The organism is Rahnella inusitata, assembly GCF_003263515.1.
GTDB lineage: Bacteria > Pseudomonadota > Gammaproteobacteria > Enterobacterales > Enterobacteriaceae > Rahnella > Rahnella inusitata.
Window position 1 is genome coordinate 87,618 of the sequence record NZ_JYDE01000004.1, and the last position, 17,284, is coordinate 104,901.

14 protein-coding genes are annotated in these 17,284 nt (G+C 55.0%); 6 read left to right on the top strand and 8 right to left on the bottom strand.

From position 1 onward, the window contains the following. Positions 1-10 precede the first annotated feature (10 nt). The 4 genes from TU92_RS02615 to TU92_RS02630 all read left to right on the top strand — a co-directional run bounded on the left by TU92_RS02615 (position 11) and on the right by TU92_RS02630 (position 5,576). Entirely contained in the window at positions 11-838 is an 828-nt protein-coding gene (locus TU92_RS02615) for an ABC transporter permease (RefSeq protein WP_112164408.1), read from the top strand. Continuing rightward, the gene (locus TU92_RS02620) at positions 835-2,478 is read left to right on the top strand and encodes an ABC transporter ATP-binding protein (RefSeq protein WP_112164409.1); all 1,644 of its coding nucleotides are present in this window, start codon (positions 835-837) and stop codon (positions 2,476-2,478) included. The genes TU92_RS02615 and TU92_RS02620 overlap by 4 nt, the downstream gene beginning before the upstream one ends. After that, on the top strand, positions 2,475-4,502 hold the full coding sequence (locus tag TU92_RS02625) for a CocE/NonD family hydrolase (protein ID WP_112164410.1): 2,028 nt from the start codon (positions 2,475-2,477) through the stop codon (positions 4,500-4,502). Before TU92_RS02620 ends, TU92_RS02625 begins: the two co-directional genes overlap by 4 nt. A 126-nt stretch (positions 4,503-4,628) precedes the next feature. After that, entirely contained in the window at positions 4,629-5,576 is a 948-nt protein-coding gene (locus tag TU92_RS02630; protein ID WP_112164411.1) for a hypothetical protein, read from the top strand. A gap of 69 nt (positions 5,577-5,645) precedes the next feature. Here TU92_RS02630 and TU92_RS02635 read toward each other — a convergent pair whose 3' ends face one another. After that, complete coding sequence (locus tag TU92_RS02635) at positions 5,646-6,092, bottom strand: winged helix-turn-helix transcriptional regulator (protein WP_112164508.1); 447 nt, start codon at positions 6,090-6,092, stop codon at positions 5,646-5,648. Between the two features lie 112 nt (positions 6,093-6,204). Here TU92_RS02635 and TU92_RS02640 point away from each other — a divergent pair, with 112 nt between their 5' ends. Further along, entirely contained in the window at positions 6,205-6,999 is a 795-nt protein-coding gene (locus TU92_RS02640; protein ID WP_112164412.1) for an SDR family NAD(P)-dependent oxidoreductase, read from the top strand. A 92-nt stretch (positions 7,000-7,091) separates the two neighbouring features. Continuing rightward, the gene (locus TU92_RS02645) at positions 7,092-7,781 is read left to right on the top strand and encodes a fumarylacetoacetate hydrolase family protein (protein WP_112164413.1); all 690 of its coding nucleotides are present in this window, start codon (positions 7,092-7,094) and stop codon (positions 7,779-7,781) included. Between the two features lie 22 nt (positions 7,782-7,803). Here the strand turns inward: TU92_RS02645 and TU92_RS02650 are convergent, their stop codons facing one another. The 7 genes from TU92_RS02650 to bglF form a co-directional block, all read right to left on the bottom strand. After that, a complete protein-coding gene (locus TU92_RS02650; RefSeq protein WP_112164414.1) occupies positions 7,804-8,610 on the bottom strand; it encodes a hypothetical protein in 807 nt (268 codons plus the stop codon). Beyond that, positions 8,610-8,807, bottom strand: coding sequence for a hypothetical protein (locus tag TU92_RS02655; protein WP_112164415.1), 198 nt, complete (start codon positions 8,805-8,807; stop codon positions 8,610-8,612). Before TU92_RS02655 ends, TU92_RS02650 begins: the two co-directional genes overlap by 1 nt. A 166-nt stretch (positions 8,808-8,973) precedes the next feature. Beyond that, the gene (ansP, locus tag TU92_RS02660; RefSeq protein ID WP_112164416.1) at positions 8,974-10,455 is read right to left on the bottom strand and encodes an L-asparagine permease; all 1,482 of its coding nucleotides are present in this window, start codon (positions 10,453-10,455) and stop codon (positions 8,974-8,976) included. Positions 10,456-10,686: 231 nt separating this feature from the next. Then, complete coding sequence (bglG, locus tag TU92_RS02665) at positions 10,687-11,535, bottom strand: transcriptional antiterminator BglG (RefSeq protein WP_112164417.1); 849 nt, start codon at positions 11,533-11,535, stop codon at positions 10,687-10,689. A 168-nt stretch (positions 11,536-11,703) separates the two neighbouring features. Then, positions 11,704-13,059: a carbohydrate porin gene (locus tag TU92_RS02670; RefSeq protein ID WP_425272532.1), complete on the bottom strand. Its 1,356-nt coding sequence runs from the start codon at positions 13,057-13,059 to the stop codon at positions 11,704-11,706. A 232-nt stretch (positions 13,060-13,291) separates the two neighbouring features. Next, a complete protein-coding gene (locus tag TU92_RS02675; protein ID WP_112164418.1) occupies positions 13,292-14,689 on the bottom strand; it encodes a glycoside hydrolase family 1 protein in 1,398 nt (465 codons plus the stop codon). A 22-nt stretch (positions 14,690-14,711) separates the two neighbouring features. Continuing rightward, positions 14,712-16,586: a PTS beta-glucoside transporter subunit IIABC gene (gene bglF / locus TU92_RS02680; protein WP_112164419.1), complete on the bottom strand. Its 1,875-nt coding sequence runs from the start codon at positions 16,584-16,586 to the stop codon at positions 14,712-14,714. Positions 16,587-17,284 lie beyond the last annotated feature (698 nt).

A 17,284-nucleotide genomic window follows, 5' to 3' on the forward strand; every position in this document is an offset into this window, starting at 1 on the left:
GAGGGACATCATGAACCGTTATTTCATTAATATCCCGCTGTCGGCCTGGATTGGCATTGTGATTATTGCGGTAAATTTGCTGGCGGCAGTATTTGCGCCGTGGCTTGCGCCGCATAGCGAAACCGAACAGGTCGGCGATATCTGGCTGCTGCCTTCTGCCGCCACGCCGTTTGGCACTGACAGCCTCGGTCGAGATATGCTCTCACGCATCCTGTTTGGCGCACGTACCACCATTGCCATCGCGCTGACCATCACCTTCAGCTCCTTCATCATTGGTATCGTCACCGGCTTTACCGCCGCGATTTACGGCAAATGGGTGGACGTTGTGCTGTCGCGCATCGTCGATACCGTGATGTCAATTCCGGTGCTGATTTTCGCCCTGATCGTCCTTTCGGTGATGGGCACCTCGATCCCGGTGCTGGTGCTGACCATCGCCCTGCTCGACGCCACCCGCGTGTTTCGTCTGGCGCGGCTGGTGGCGCAGGCGATTGTCTGTCAGGAATATGTGGAAGCAGCTCGTCTGCGCGGTGAAGGCCTGCGCTGGGTGCTGTTTAACGAGATCCTGCCCAACGCCCTGCCGCCACTGCTGGCAGAATTCGGGATGCGTTTCTGCTTTACCTTCCTGTTTATCGCGGGCTTAAGTTTCTTAGGATTGGGCATCCAGCCGCCGTATGCCGACTGGGGCAGCATGGTGCGCGACAACGCGCAGGCGATTAACTTCGGCCAGTTCGCCCCGCTGTATCCGGCGGCGGCAATTGCCCTGCTGACCATTGGCGTTAATCTGGTGGTCGACTGGCTGCTGGCACGCAACAGCCTGCCGCATGGAGATGAAGCATGACCCGTACAATTTTGGAGATGCGCGGACTGCGCATCGAAACCCTCGATGGCTCCCCGCTGGTGCAGGATATTTCGCTGAAACTGGCGGCGGGCGAAGTACTGGGGCTTATCGGCGAATCCGGTGCCGGTAAATCGACTATCGGACTGGCGGCGCTGGGTTATGCGCGTCAGGGCTGCCGGATTGCCGGAGGAGAAGTGTTTCTCGACGGCACCGACATCGTTTCGCAACCTTCCCGCGTTAAACAGGAATGGCGCGGACGCCGCGTGGCATATGTCGCACAAAGCGCAGCCGCCGCATTTAATCCGGCGCTCACTATCGGAAAACAGGTCTGCGAGGGCCCGATTCGTCACGGCCTGATGAACAAAGAAGAGAGCCGCCAGTGGGCGATTTCTCTGTTCCGCTCGCTGGATTTGCCGGATCCGGAAAACATCGGCAAACGCTATCCGCATCAGCTTTCCGGCGGACAACTGCAACGGGCGATGGCCGCGATGGCGATGTCCTGCAAGCCTGATTTGCTGATCATGGACGAACCCACGACCGCGCTGGATGTCACCACGCAGATTGAAGTGCTGGTGATGCTGCGCAAACTGGTGCGCGAGTTCAACACCGCTGCGCTGTACATCACTCACGATCTGGCCGTGGTTGCCCAGCTCGCCGACCGTATTATGGTGTTGCGTCACGGCAAAGAAGTGGAAACCGGTGATACGCAAACTATCCTGGAAAATCCGCAGCAGGAATACACCCGCAGGCTGGTGGCCGAACGCGAACATGCGCTCACGCCACTGGCAGACGGCCATGCGTCCTCCGGCCAGCCGCTGCTGTCCATGCAAAAAATCAGTACCGGTTACAATGGTCAGCGCGTGGTGCATGACGTGAGTTTGCAACTACTGCGCGGAAAAACGCTGGCGATCATCGGCGAATCCGGCAGCGGAAAAAGCACGCTGGCGCGCGCGCTGGTCGGGCTGTTGCCGGACACCGAGGGCACGACAGATTTCGACGGCATGTCGCTTTCGCACAATTATCAGAAGCGCGACAAAGAGACGCTGCGCCGGATGCAAATGATTTATCAGCTTCCCGACGTGGCGCTGAACCCGCGCCAGACATTGCTGGACATCATCGGCCGCCCGCTTAATTTCTATTTTGGCATGAACAAAAAGCAGGTTCGTGAACGCGTGGAAGAGTTGCTGCGCCTGACCGAGTTGCCGGTGAAGCTGGTCGACCGTCGCCCCAGCGAACTCTCCGGCGGGCAGAAGCAGCGCGTGTGTATCGCACGTGCACTGGCCGCGCAGCCGGAGCTGATTATCTGCGATGAAGCGACGTCGGCGCTCGACCCGCTGGTCGCCGAAGAAGTGCTGAATCTGCTGCGGCGACTGCAGCAACAACTGGGGCTGTCTTACCTGTTCATCACTCATGATCTGGGTACAGTCAAACGCATCGCCCATCAGGTCGCGGTGATGTATCAGGGCAAAGTGGTCGCCAGCGGGGATACCGACGTGGTCTTCCGCGCGCCAATGCACAGCTATACCGAAAAACTGCTGACCTCCGTACCGGAAATGCGCACAAGCTGGCTGGACGACGTACTCGCCCTGCGCAACGTTCCGCTTGCGGCGTCAGCCCTGCCTTCGACAGGAGTCTTATGAGCACCAAACGCATCGTGACCCAATTCCCTCACGCCGTCACCGTGACCGAACACCTGTGGATCCCGCTCGGTGACGGCACGCGCCTCGCCGCCCGCCTCTGGCTGCCGGATGACGCCGCACGCCAGCCGGTTCCGGCGATCCTCGAATACATTCCTTACCGCAAACGCGACGGCACCCGTACCCGCGACGAACCGATGCATGGTTTCTTTGCCGGCAACGGCTACGCGGTACTGCGCGTAGACATGCGCGGCAGCGGCGAATCCGACGGCCTGCTGGCCGACGAATATCTGTTGCAGGAACAGGACGACGCACTGGAAGTGATTGACTGGATCACGCAGCAAAGCTGGTGCAGCGGCAACGTCGGCATGATGGGTAAATCCTGGGGCGGCTTTAACGGTTTGCAGGTCGCCGCGCGCCGCCCTCCTGCGCTGAAAGCCGTCATCACCGTCTGTTCCACCGATGACCGTTACGCCGACGATATTCACTACAAAGGCGGTTGTTTGCTCAACGATAACCTTTGGTGGGGCGGCATTATGCTGGCGTACCAGAGCCGTCCGGCAGACCCGGCGCTGGTGGGTGACAGCTGGTATAAAGACTGGATCAACCGTCTGGAAAATATGCCGTTCTTCCCCGCATTGTGGATGGAGCATCCGCTGCGCGATGCCTACTGGCAGCACGGTTCGGTATGCGAAGACTGGTCAGCCATTCAATGTCCGGTGATGGCCATCGGTGGCTGGGCGGATGCGTACAGTAACGCCGTGTTCCGTCTGATGGATAATTTACAGGTACCGCGTCGCGCCATTCTTGGCCCGTGGGCGCATATCTATCCGCAGGACGGCACTCCTGAACCGGCAATCGGATTCCTGCAGGAAGCGGTTCGCTGGTGGGATCACTGGCTGAAAGACGAAGACAACGGCGCGATGGACGGCCCGATGATCCAGACCTGGTTGCAGGACAGCCAGCCGCCGTCGGCCATGCGGCCGGTCAGTCGTGGCGAGTGGGTTGGATTTGATCGCGGTACCGCCAGCAATGTGCATCACAGCCCCCGCTGGCTGACGCGCGGCCAGCTGAATACCCAACCTGACGCCGACGCGGGCGTCATCAACCTGTGTTCACCGCAGAACCACGGCCTGATGGCCGGTGAATGGATGGGCGCAGGCGTACCCGGCGAAATGCCGCCGGATCAGCGCGTCGATGACGGCATGGCCGAGTTTTTCGACGGCGAACCGCTGGCAGAACCGCTGACGATTTTCGGTTTCCCGCAGTTCACCGTCGAGCTGAGCAGCGATAAACCTGCTGCGATGCTTTACGTTCGTCTTTCCGACGTCGCCCCCGACGGCTCGGTCAACCGCGTCACCCACGGCTGGCTGAACCTGTCGCATCTTCAGGGTCATGATAAATCGGTCCCGCTGATCCCCGGTCAAAAGGTGAAAGTTCCGGTGCAACTGGACGGCATCGCCCACCGCTTTGCTGCCGGAAACCGGATGCGGATTTCGCTGGCCACCACGTTCTGGCCGATGATCTGGCCCATGGCGGAAGCAGCGACGCTCACCGTTGACCTGCACAGCGCGCAGCTTATTCTGCCGGTGTGTGCTCAGCCGGTCAGCATCACCGGGCCGATTGCCGAACCTCAAAGCGCCGTCCCGACGCCGCAAACCCTGCTGTCGCCGGGTCGCGTTGATCGCAACATCACCTATGATTTCCTCACCGATAGCTGGACCAGCGTCACTCACGGCGTTGGCGGCGTGTTCGGCGAAGGTGTCTATCGTTTCGATGATATCGACACCACGGTGGATCATAACCTGCGCCGCGAACTGACGGTCAGTAACGACGATCCGCTTTCTGCGCGCTATCTGCTGACACAGACCATGAAAATGGGCCGCGAAGGCTGGTGGATGGAAGCCGTCATCACGCTGGAGATGCGCAGCGACCTGACGCACTTTATCGTCAGCGGGGATATGGTGGTGAGTCTGAATGGCGAGGAAGAGGTGAGCCGCTACTGGCATGAGAAAGTGAGGCGTTAAATGCCTGTTTCGATCAAACTTTCATCTCCTGGCTAAGGAAGCCCTTCGCTCCACGGATGACGATCGCGTATAGTGGCGTCCGCCCTGCTGAGGCTCACATTGCAAAATCTTCCAAAGGAACTGGATATGAAAAAACTTGCCGGACTCTTGTTATGGGTGGCGTTCAGCGCCACCGCTTCACAACCTTCCGTTACGCCGCAAAGCTTGCAGGCTTCAATAGATAAAATCGGCGCGGCGGAGACTATTCGCGGCCTTGATGAAAAAGGGATCAATACTCTCAGTGAAGGGATCCTCAACGCTGATACGCAGTGGATCGCGTTAGTGCCTAAACTGGCGCCGGGACTTGAGGGCGGAAACGCCACGACGGTTGCGGAGGCGCTGGCTAACGCACTCCCTAAAAATGCCCCGGCGGTCATTGACGCTATCTCAGTGAAGAAAAACACGGATTTCCCAGGCCGTAACACCGTGTGTACCATGCCTTTCAGTGGCAAAGATGACAACTGGCTTGCGCGCTACTACAAGCAGAGTCACGCGGCGCTGAAAAAACTGGGCACCGCAGGAAAACCCTGTAATGACCAGCTGGAGCAGGCTATCAGCGGGCTTAAGAATACTTCGACGCAACAACAGCATTCTCGTTTGAATCGTCAAAAACTGACCCCCGAACTGATTCTACAAGCCATTGATCGCGATGGCGTCGATGATGTTATCAGCCAGCTGTCGGCAAAACAGCGTGCCAATATCGGCGAGGCTATCGCGCAAGGTAAACGTGAGTGGTTGCTGGTCGCCGATTCACTGGCAGAAAGTAAAGATGCACCGATGCACTCGATGCTTCTTACTGCGCTGGCGAAAGCATTATCGCAAAATCCGGGGGATGTGCTGACCGTCGCGAAAGGTCATGTTGACGCCGATCTCCTGTGCGGCATGCCCTTTCCCGAAGCCAGTAAAAGTGAGCTGATGCAGTATTATCAGGCCACCCGCAAAGCCTTGCTAAAAATTCGCAGGCGCGGCGAAGCCTGTCTGGCAGTTCTCGACCAGGAGCAGAGTACCCTGGTGAACTCACCGGGCGATCGGTAAGATTCTCTCAAAAACTGCGCCATCTTTCGTCACCGGATGGCGCAACGAAACAGATGAACGTACATCCCCTCACACCTCAGGAATGATCGCCGTAATGTCCCGGCTTTGCAGAATACGGCCATCCTGCGCCTGTAACTCGATTTGGCGCAGCGGCTGACGGCTTTGGGTGTCGATCAGACGCGTGCAGGCCTCGCCTTCTTCGAACAAATATTCGCTGCCCCACTGCCCTAATGCCACGAGGATCGGCTGGAGCGCCAGACCTTTTTCAGTCAGCACATAATCCTGATACGCCGAACCATCGGCGGCCGGTTCCACTTTCAAAATGCCTTCTGCCACCAGCGTTTTCAGCCGCGTGCTGAGGATGTTTTTCGCCGCACCGAGGCTGCGCTGAAACTCACTGAAACGCGTCATGCCGCGCATTGCGTCGCGGACAATCAGCAGCGTCCACCAGTCACCGATCAAATCCAGCGCCCGGGCGGTCGGGCAAGGCGTATTTTCCAGACGGGTACGTTTCAAGGGCACCTCCTGCTTAAATAATCTGGTTGCATTATAAAACCACTGGTGATAAAAATCATCTGGTTTCATAATTAAACCACTTAGCCTATCCCTTTACTTTGAGGTTCTGCCCATGTCTCATTCAAATTCCGCTTCCTCCGTTGCTCTCATCACCGGCGCATCCAGCGGTATCGGTGCCACTTACGCCGACCGTCTGGCAAAACGCGGTTACGATCTGGTGCTGGTCGCGCGCGATGCCGCCCGTCTGGATTCTCTGGCGCAACGCCTGCAGCAAGAAACCGGTGTCAACGTCACCGTGCTGCCCGCCGATCTGACCCGCAGCGAAGATCTGGCGCGAGTTGAAACCTTTATCCGCGCCAATCCGCAAATCTCTTTGCTGGTGAATAATGCGGGCGCCTCGCTGCCGGGCGGTTTTGAGAACAGCGACGCCGATGCCATCGAGAATCTGATTACCCTGAACGTCACCTCGGTTGCCCGCCTCTCCCGCGTGGCGTTCGAAGGTTTGCTGAAACACAAAGAAGGCGCGATCATTAATATCGCTTCTGTGATGGCACTGGCGCCCGAGCTGCAATCGGCCGTCTATTCCGCCACTAAAGCCTTTGTTCTGACTTTCAGCCAGACGCTGCAATTTGAGATGGCAGAGCGCGGTTTGTACGTTCAGGCGGTGCTGCCTGCCGCGACGCGCACTGAAATCTGGGCGCGCTCAGGTAAGAATATCGACGAAGTACCGGGCGTGATGGAAGTCGGTGAGCTGGTGGATGCGGCGCTGCTGGGCTTTGATCGCAAAGAAAAAATCACTATCCCGCCGCTGCATGATGAAAAACAGTGGAATGATTTCGACGCCCTGCGCGGGGCAATGCTGCCGAACTTCCTACAATCCCAGGCGGCGCCGCGTTACAAATCCTGACCGTCTCACATTGACCAGTAACAACAATTTGCTGGTCAACCGATGTTCGCTTTGCAAATATAACAATACGTTAACTTTGTGAAGTGAATACGATGACCGAATTTGTAATTGCCGTACCCAAAACGCCTTCTCTGGCCGTTGAAGGCCAGAGTGCACGTTTCCCCTTACGCCGCGTTTACTGCGTAGGCCGCAACTATTCCGAGCACGCCCGCGAAATGGGCCACGACCCCGATCGCGAGCCGCCGTTCTTCTTCTCCAAGCCTGCCGACGCCGTGGTTCCGGCCAGTGGCAGCGTGCCTTATCCGACCCTGACTGAAGATTTGCATTACGAAGTCGAGTTGGTCGTGGCCATCGCTCAGGGCGGTAAAAATATCGCTGTCGCCGATGCGCTGTCGCATGTCTGGGGTTATACCGTAGGTGTTGACCTGACCCGCCGCGACCTGCAGGCACAGGCAAAAAAAATGGGCCGTCCGTGGGATTTCGCCAAAGGGTTTGATGCCTCCGCACCCGCCAGTCCGCTGCTGCCGGTCAGTCAGACCGGTCATCCTGCAACAGGGAAAATCTGGCTGGATGTGAATGGTGAGCAGCGGCAGCGCGGCGATTTAAGCGATCAGATCTGGCAGGTGGCGGACGTCATCAGTTATTTGTCACAGGCGGTAGAATTGCAGCCCGGTGATTTGATTTACACCGGCACGCCTGCGGGCGTGGGTGCGGTGCAGCGCGGTGATGTGATCACCGGCGGCATCGAAGGCCTGAGCGATTTCAGCTTTACGCTGGCCTGACCGTCTTACCGGACGCCTGATGTCAGGCGTCCGTCTCTCCAATTTTCTTCTTCATGTCTTCTTCGATAAGTGGGATCAGTTTTTCAAACGCGCATGCGCTGGCCGGGTCAAACAGTGACAGCGTCTCAATCTGGCTGAGTAAAATCACCTTGCGGAAATTCAACACGTTCACCGGTTCCGACACCGGCGTAATGCCGTGATCGCGGTAATAGCGGGCATAGTTATGCTCAACGCGCAGCTCCAGGGTGTCTTTGTCGCAATAGCCGCTGACCATCGGGATCACCACCACGTTGTCTGATGACGACGTTTCACAACGCGCGGTATGGACCATGCCGATGTAGACGCGGCGCGACTGGAGCGTGATAAACACCATGTCTCCCTGCTCCATGCACTGATACAAAATGCCTTCCACGCCGTTGGCGCGCGTCAGCTGCTTATAAAGCTTTCTGCGCCCGGCAGTGTTGAGCCGCAGGCCGGCTGACCAGGTGGTGCGCACCAGACAAAGCATCACCGACACCGCCAGCATAATGACCACCGGAGCCTGAATGCCGAGGAAACTCCAGTTAATGAAATCGCGGTGATAATGCACGTCCTGATGCAAATGTGGCAACGCGGGCAGCCAGTTGATCACCCCGGAAATGCCCCACAACGCCATGTAGACCAGCGCAATAACCAGCACGCCCTGTAACACGAAGATGCAGCCGTAGAGCGCGACCAGAAAATAGACGTCCCAGCCGAAGGTGCGTTTAAGTTTGAAACGCGATGAGATGTCGCGGGTGGTGTACCAGTACCCGCAGACCATTAACACCATGAAGACCGCCGTCGCCATTACAGCACGCTCATGCGTTTGACGTGACGGGCGAAGTCTTTCTGCATGTCCTCATTGGCGGGATTTACTGAAGCGGTACCGTTTTCATCAATTAAAATGCGTTCGCCTTCTTCCAGCGTATTTTCAATATCAGCGGCGCTGAACAACCCAAGAAATTGCTCGGGGCTGGAAAAAATTTGTAGCAGGATCCTAAACATGCGTCTCTCTTGTCTTTGCAAAGACCTAAGACTAGCCAACTCAGAAAGAAATGGGGGAAAGACCGGGCAGTTTCGGAGTATTTACTTTTGCAACGCTGACGTCGCAACATAAAAAAGGGCCGCCTTGCGGCAGCCCTGAGTCTTCATCGTCATATGACGGGAAGAATTACTTCACTTCTGCGCCGTCGTGATGCGCATCTTCATGGGCAATCTGAGCTTCTTTAACTTCAGCCGCGCGTTTACGCAGACCAATCCAACCCAGCACCAGCAGAATGATCAGCACCGGAATGGTCGCGATAGTATAGGTGCCGTTCGGGTAGTCAAACGCCATCAGTACCAGCACGCTGGCCAGGAACGCCAGCGTCAGCCAGGAAGTCACGGGTGCCCACGGCATTTTGAAGGACACGTCTTTGGCACGGCCTTCTTTGATAGCAGTACGCAGCTTCATCTGGCAGACAATGATAAATGCCCATGAACTGAGGATGCCCAATGATGCGACGTTCAGAACAATTTCAAATACCTGCGATGGCACGTAGTAGTTCAGCACCACGCCGATGATGTAAATCCCGACGGTCACCAGAATGCCCGCGTAAGGCACCTGCTGCGCACTCATCTTCGACATGAATTTCGGCGCAGATCCGCCCATCGACAGCGAACGCAGAATACGACCGGTGGAGTACAGGCCAGAGTTCAGGCTCGACAGTGCGGCAGTCAGCACCACGATGTTCATGATTGTCCCGATATACGGCACGCCCAGCTTACTGAAGAAGGTCACGAACGGACTCTGACCCGCCTGATAAGCATTCCACGGCAGCAGCAGAACCAACAACACCACTGAACCAACGTAGAACAAGGCGATACGCCAGATCACGCTGTTAATGGCTTTCGGCAGCACTTTCTCAGGATCTTTAGTTTCGCCCGCCGCAGTACCGACCAGTTCGATCGCCGCGAAGGCAAAGACCACGCCCTGCACAAGCACCAGCGCAGGTAACAGGCCGTGCGGGAATATCCCGCCATTATCGGTGATCAGATGCAAACCGGTGGCGTTGCCCGCAAGCTCTTTGCCGGTGCCGAGAAACACCACGCCGACCACCAGGAAAATGGCAATCGCCGCGACTTTAATCAGCGCAAACCAGAACTCCATTTCGGCAAACCACTTCACGCCGATCATATTCATGGTTGCGACAATCGCCAGCGCACCAAGCGCAAACATCCATTGCGGAACATCACCGAAGGTTCCCCAATAGTGCATATACAGAGCCACTGCGGTGATATCGACAATCCCGGTCATCGCCCAGTTGAGGAAGTACATCCAACCGGCCACGTAAGAGGCTTTTTCGCCAAGAAACTCACGCGCGTAGGAAACAAAGCTGCCGCTGGTCGGACGGTGTAACACCAGTTCGCCAAGCGCACGCAGGATGAAGAATGAGAAAATACCGCACACTGCGTAGACGATGGCCAGTGCCGGACCGGCCATCTGCAAGCGTGCACCTGCACCGAGGAACAAGCCGGTGCCGATAGAACCCCCGATAGCAATCATCTGAACCTGACGATTGCCCATACTTTTGTGATACCCGTCGTCGTGCGAATCCAACCAGCGTCTTTTGGCAGCGCGTTTTGCCTCTGCCGACTTTTTATGAGACTTCATTCGATCTTGTTCTCCAAAAAATGACCTTCGCCTGACGTCTGAGGCTGCAAGCAACCGATTGCAAGCCTCGACGTTTACGTGGTTTATCCACTGTATTTTTTTAAGCCGGAACTGTTTTCAAGCAATAACGGCGAAGGATGCTACCTTTTCTCACTAACCGAGGCAAAAAAAACGTAATTAAAAATTGTTATCACTCATATTTCGCAGGACGAATTTTGTGTTTCCGTGCGGTCATGACGGCGCCTTTGGCTGGCTCTCTTTACGCACCCGCTCAATGTTGATGGACAGGTACATCACCTCTTCGGTGGTCAGCTCTCGCTGATACTGCGCGGTCAGGTATTCGCCGATTTTCTCCGCACAGGCCCAGGCCTGCGGATAGTTATCTTTCACCGCAACGTGCAGCGTCATGTCGTCGTCGGCGACCACAGTGCGGTTGAGCATCCGCTGGGCAAAAAACTTAAGATGGGTAACAAACCGCTGATAGCTCAGCGCTTCTTCGTCGTATTCCAGACGCAGCTGGTATTTCACCAGATTGAGGATTTCCTGCATGACGCGGGTGATTTGCGCCACTTCCGGCATTTCGCCGTTAAGCTGCGCGTTGACCAGATGCAGCGCAATGAAGCCAGCTTCGTCCACCGGCAGCCGCACGCCAAGACGCGTGTCGATGATGTCCAGCGCTTCCACTCCCAGCGCATATTCTTTCGGATACAAGCGGCGGGTTTCCCACAGCAGCGCATTGCTGATTGGCACGCCCAGCTTCTGACGCTCAATGGCAAAGTTACAGTGATCGGTCAGGGCAATGTACAAATTCTCCTGCAATTTCCCCAGACGACTGCGCGCCAGCGAAATAATCAGATCACAGGTGGTCATCACTTCCATCGGAATGTGCGACAGCAGTTCAGTCAGATGCGCGATCAGTTCGTCATTTTGTAAGGCGAAGATTTTCTCGATTTTACTGTCATCGAGCTCATCCCCCGCTTTCTTCATAAACGCCAGCCCGCGGCCCATGACGACCTGCTCGCGCTGTTGCTCGTTTATGACAACCACCACATTATTATTGAGTATTTTGGCGATTTTCATGCTTATTCCCTGAAAAGAAAAACCCAACCGTCCGCGAAGAAGGTCAGGTTCATTCTGTTGTAATCGTTCGTATCTGCCTGATAATTCTATCAGATCAGGTCATTCACCTTGCAGGCAACACCTTAAAAGCGTGATGACGATCGCTGCGGTCTGAGAGCAGATAAAATATCAGAAAGTGACAATCGCTTTCAGACCTGTAACCCAGGCATCCTGAGTTTCGGCTACGCCTCCCGGACGGTGCCAGTACTGCAAATCCGGTTGCAAGATGAGCCATGAGCGCACTTTAATCTGATAGTACAAATCAGCGTTTACCGAATGCCCGGCCAGCGGCGTATAGAGCGGATTGCCGTAATCATCCACCTGATAATAGTCGTTCAGGTTTTCCTGATTTTTTCGGTAATGATCGCTCATTTTAATGTAGGTCACACCAAAACCCAGCCAGTCGTCAGGGCGGGCATCAAACAGACCGCGATAGCGCATGGACGCGGCCTGCGTATGGTGAATGTAGTTGCTGCGCTGATCGCCAAGACCCAGACTGTATGACACGCTCATGCCGCGGTTTGCATCGTCGCCTCGCGTGGTCACCTGCTGGTTGAAACCGGTGTACATAAACCAGGTGTCGCTGTGCGTACGGTAGCCTTGAGGATCCGTCGCGCCCACGCTCTGTGATTTACCTTCCGAGAGATCCTGCTGCTTCGAGTTGGTGTACAGCAGCCCGAAATTATAAATCCCCGGCAGGCCGTTGACTTTGGTTTTCAGCTCCGCTTCCATCGGCAGCAGGATACCGCGCGCTCCTTTCAGCGAGCCGCTCCAAGCGTATTTACGATCGGAGGCATCCGGGTTTTGCTCCATGATACCGGTTTTGAGCGTCAGCTCCGGCGTCAGTTTGTACTGGAAAGTGGTGCCCCAGTAATGTTTATTCCAGTTGAACCAGGTCATCGAGTTGGCCGATTTACCGCCGCACTGGCTGAGTAACTGGAAATCGCACGGGATTATCTGATCGAAATCCTGATTCTTGTTCATCATACCGATGCGCCAGTGCAGCTTACGATCGTCAAAGCTGCGTCCAAAGGTCAGCCAGCCCAGACGGGTAATCGATTGTCCGCCCCAGCTTTCCTGCGCTATATCGTTGAAACCCACACGCGGATCCTGTGTCCGTTCTGAGGTCAGGTTATCGTTATGGTTACGGTTGACGATGTTCCCTTCAATAGCCGCATCAGGAATGCCGGTGTACATCTCCAGATCCTGAGTAAACGTCAGCGAAAACTGATCGATATACGCCAGCTTCTTATCATGATTGTAACCGCCACCTGCGTTGTAGGCCGATTCGCTGAGATAACCGAGCTGATAGTGAAAACCGTGGTTTTCCAGAATAGGGCGAATACCCAACATATCGCCGAGCATTCCCTCGCCCGGCGCTTCAAACCCCAACACGGTGCCGTTCCAGTTATTTTCGGCCAGCGCAGGACTGATAATTGAACCGAACAGACAAAGTGTCAGAGCGGCGCGCCTTAATAGATGAATCTTATTAACTGGGCCGTGATTATGTGACGGATTGATTGTAGGTGCAGCAAAGGTCAAAAAGGGTTTCATCATTATATTCCCATCAAATTACTTATTTAAACGCGATAATATTTTTATTGGTTTTTATCAACTCACAGAAACAGACAGCCCTGCGATTTATTCGCATTATTATTGACTGACTGAACAAGCGGCCTGCGTTATTTCAGACCGCCAATTTTTCACTAAGACTGGATTATGATTTTAAGGCAGCACCGTTAGATTTAATGACATCGGTATACCAGAAGAAGCTTTTCTTACGGCGACGTTCCAGCGTACCGTTGCCCTGATCGTCACGGTCCACGTAAATGTAGCCGTAGCGTTTTGAGAACTCCGCTTTCGATGCGCTGACCAGGTCTATCGGCCCCCAGCTGGTGTAGCCCATGACTTCAACGCCGTCTTCAATCGCTTCGCGAACCTGAACCAGATGATCGTTGATGTACTGTATGCGGTAGTCATCATTGATGCTGCCGTCGGCTTCCACTTTATCGCGGGCACCCAGACCGTTCTCTACAATAAATAACGGTTTCTGGTAGCGGTCATATAATTCATTCATCAGGAAGCGCAAACCTTCGGGATCAATCTGCCAGCCCCACTCGGAACTTTTCAGATGCGGATTCGGCACCATGTTTAATATATTGGCGCGCGCTTTAATATTTAATTCTTCGTCGGTGGTCACACAACCTGTCATGTAATAACTGAAAGAAATAAAGTCGACCGTTTCTTTCAGCGCCTGTTTATCTTCAGCAGTGATATTTATTTCCATACCACGGTCTTTAAAGAAGCGCTGCATATAAGCGGGATACGCACCGCGCACCTGCACATCGCCAAAGAATAACCAGTCACGGTTTTGTTGCAGCGTTTCCATCATGTCAGCCGGTTTGCAGGTCAGCGGATACAGCATCCCGCCGAGCAACATGTTGCCGATTTTAGCGTCGGGAATTATCTCGTGGCAGGCTTTTACCGCTTTAGCGCTGGCCACCAGCTGATGGTGGATCGCCTGATAGATTTCCTGTTTGCTGCTGTCTTCCGGCAAGCCGACACCGGTGAACGGTGCGTGCAGCGACATATTGATTTCATTGAAGGTCAGCCAGTATTTGACCTTGTCTTTATAGCGGCTGAACACTGTACGGGCATAATTTTCAAAGAACCCGATGGTATCGCGGCTGCCCCAACCACCGTGTTTTTTCACCAGACCGTAGGGCATTTCGTAGTGGGAAAGCGTCACCAGTGGCGTAATACCGTATTTCGCCATTTCATCGAACAGTCTGTCGTAGAAAGCCAGACCGGCTTCATTCGGCTGCGTTTCATCGCCCTGCGGGAAAATTCGCGTCCAGGCAATCGACGTACGCAGAACCGTAAAGCCCATTTCAGCGAACAGTTTCATGTCTTGCGGATAACGGTGATAGAAATCGATCGCCACGTCTTTGACACCGAAATCGCCTTCAACACGTTCCTGCACCGGACCGAAAACGCCCTGCGGTTGCAGATCTGACGTGGACAATCCTTTACCGTCTGTCAGGTATGCGCCTTCTACCTGATTGGCAGCCACTGCGCCGCCCCATAAAAAACCGTTTGGGAATTGCTTGTTCATATGAACCTCCTGGCTCTGGTCGTTAACGTAATAAAGTTAATAAAGGCGTTTGTTCGCTGACGTCCTGCCCGACACCGGCCGGAATGACGTCGAGATAATCGTCGCTGTTGGTAATCAGCACCGGCGTCGTCAGGTCATAGCCTGCGTCGGTAATGCCCTGTATATCGAACTCGAGCAGTAAATCGCCCTGCTTAACCACCGCGTCCACTGCGACGTGCGGCGTGAAGAATTTGCCGTCGAGCTTCACCGTATCAATGCCGACGTGGATCAGGATTTCCGCGCCGTCCTCGGATTCAATTCCGATGGCGTGATGCGTTTTAAACAAAGAGGCGATGGTGCCGTTGACCGGTGAAACGACACGCCCGAGGGTTGGCACGACAGCCACGCCTTTACCCAGCAAACCGCTGGCAAACGTCGGGTCATTGACCTCTTCGAGCGCCACGCACGCGCCGGTCATCGGGCTGCCCATCAGCGTCTTACCGCGCGGTGCCTGTACCGATTCGGCGTCCACTTTCGCATCGGCGGGTTTCTCAGCCGCTTCTTCTTTTATGCTGAAGAAATAGGTTGTCAGAGCGGCAAAGAGAAGCGCAACAACGGTGCCGACAATCGCGGCAGTCACGCTCTGGTCAAAGCCGGTTGGCGGAATCACCTGGGTGAACGTGAAAATACTGGCAAAACCAAAGGAGTAGGCGGTGGTCTGGAAATACCCGAGGATCGCCCCGCCCAGCGCGCCGCCGACGCAGCCAAAGATAAACGGGCGACGACGCGGCAGGTTGATGCCGTACACCGCCGGTTCGGTGATACCGAAAATCCCGGCGCTGATGGCAGAACCCGCCAGTGCTTTAGTACGGGCGTCTTTAACGCGCAGCATCACGCCGATGACTGCGCCAACCTGCCCCATCACAGCAGGCAGTAAAAGTGGCAGCATGGTGTCATGGCCGAGAATACTGAAGTTGTTGATCATCAATGGCACCAGCCCCCAGTGCAGGCCGAAGATCACACAGACCTGCCACAGCGCGCCCATAAAGCCACCGGCCACCAGCGGACTGATGTGATAGACGAACTGATAGCCGTTCGCCAGCTGCTGGCTGGCCCACGTCGCGACAGGGCCGATCACCAGGAAGGTCAGCGGGACAATCACCATCAGACAAATCAGCGGGGTGATAAAATTACGTAGTGCGCCGGGCAGGATTTTCATCGCCCGTTTTTCCAGCCAGCTGGAAGCCCAGGCCGCGAGGATCACCGGGATAACCGATGAGGCATAGTTAATGAAGACCAGCGGAATACCGAAGAAATGCTCGTTATGTGCGCTGGCCTGCTGCGCGTCGAAGGCGGCAATCATCAGCGGATGGACCATCGCACCGCCGATCATCATCGTGACAAAAGGATTACCACCGAATTTTTTACCGGCAGTAAAACCAATCACTAATGGGAAGAAATAGAACATGGCATCGCTGGCAGCAAACCAGACTTTGTACGTCCCGCTCTCCGGCACCAGCCAGCCACAGGCCAGCGACAGCGCCAGAAAACCTTTGAGAATACCCGATGCGGCCATAATGCCGATAAACGGGGTGAAGATACCGGAGATGATATCAATCGCCCTGGCGAACAAACTGCCCTTATCACCCGAATCTTCTCCACCGTCTTCAGAAAGCGGGCTGCTTTTTACCAACGCTTCGTACACTGCGCCAACATGATTGCCAATCACGACCTGAAACTGACCGCCGCTTTCCACGACCATGATCACGCCGGGATTTTTTTTCAGGCCTTCTGCATCGGCCTTATTCGTATCTTTTAGTTTGAAACGTAAACGGGTAGCGCAATGAACCACACTGTTAACGTTCTCTTTTCCGCCGACACCGCGGAGAATTTCTTCGGCTAAGGTTTTATATTCCATGGTGTTATCTCATCAGAGTAAGGGCGTCGTGCACGACATTGCCGGTATTTTTAACGGGGCGGCCGGCCCCTGAATTCAGGCCAAAAAAAAACCTAAACGTCCGGTCTCTCCGCGTTAGGCGAAGAGACAAGAAGTTTAGGTTTTGCCTGTCAGACAGTAACAATCCTGCTTTCTGATAGTGATTCTCAATCGAATCGTTAACAGAAACAAGCCGTAATAGCCGCTAAAACATGAAAATGTGACCGGCTTCAGGTTTTGCGTGGAAGTGTGATGGGGCGCGGTGTCCGACAGGTGCAGCGACAGACTGAGGACGCTAAATAGCTCATTTAACGTTGCAAATTTAGTGAGCCGGATATCACGGCCTTGGTAACCGTTTACCCGTTACGCTATAATTCCTTGTCGCGGCAAAATCCGCGACCGGGATTCTCAACCTGAATGTTCACTGGCGACATGGAATGTGCACTCGCATTTCACGTCTGAGTCTGCGCACACCTATTGCCTGTACAAACAACAAGCAATATCTCAATGGTGGCTCAGGCGGGGCTGACTTAGGTCAGGCCGGTATCCAGTAGAACCGGTGTTGAGAACCCCGTCAGGGCTACCACCAGCGAGATTCTCAACTCCAGTGGTCGCCACACAACTAATCTACTGGACAATGTGATATGAAAGACAAGCCAAGGCAGGCACTCCCCCCTCTC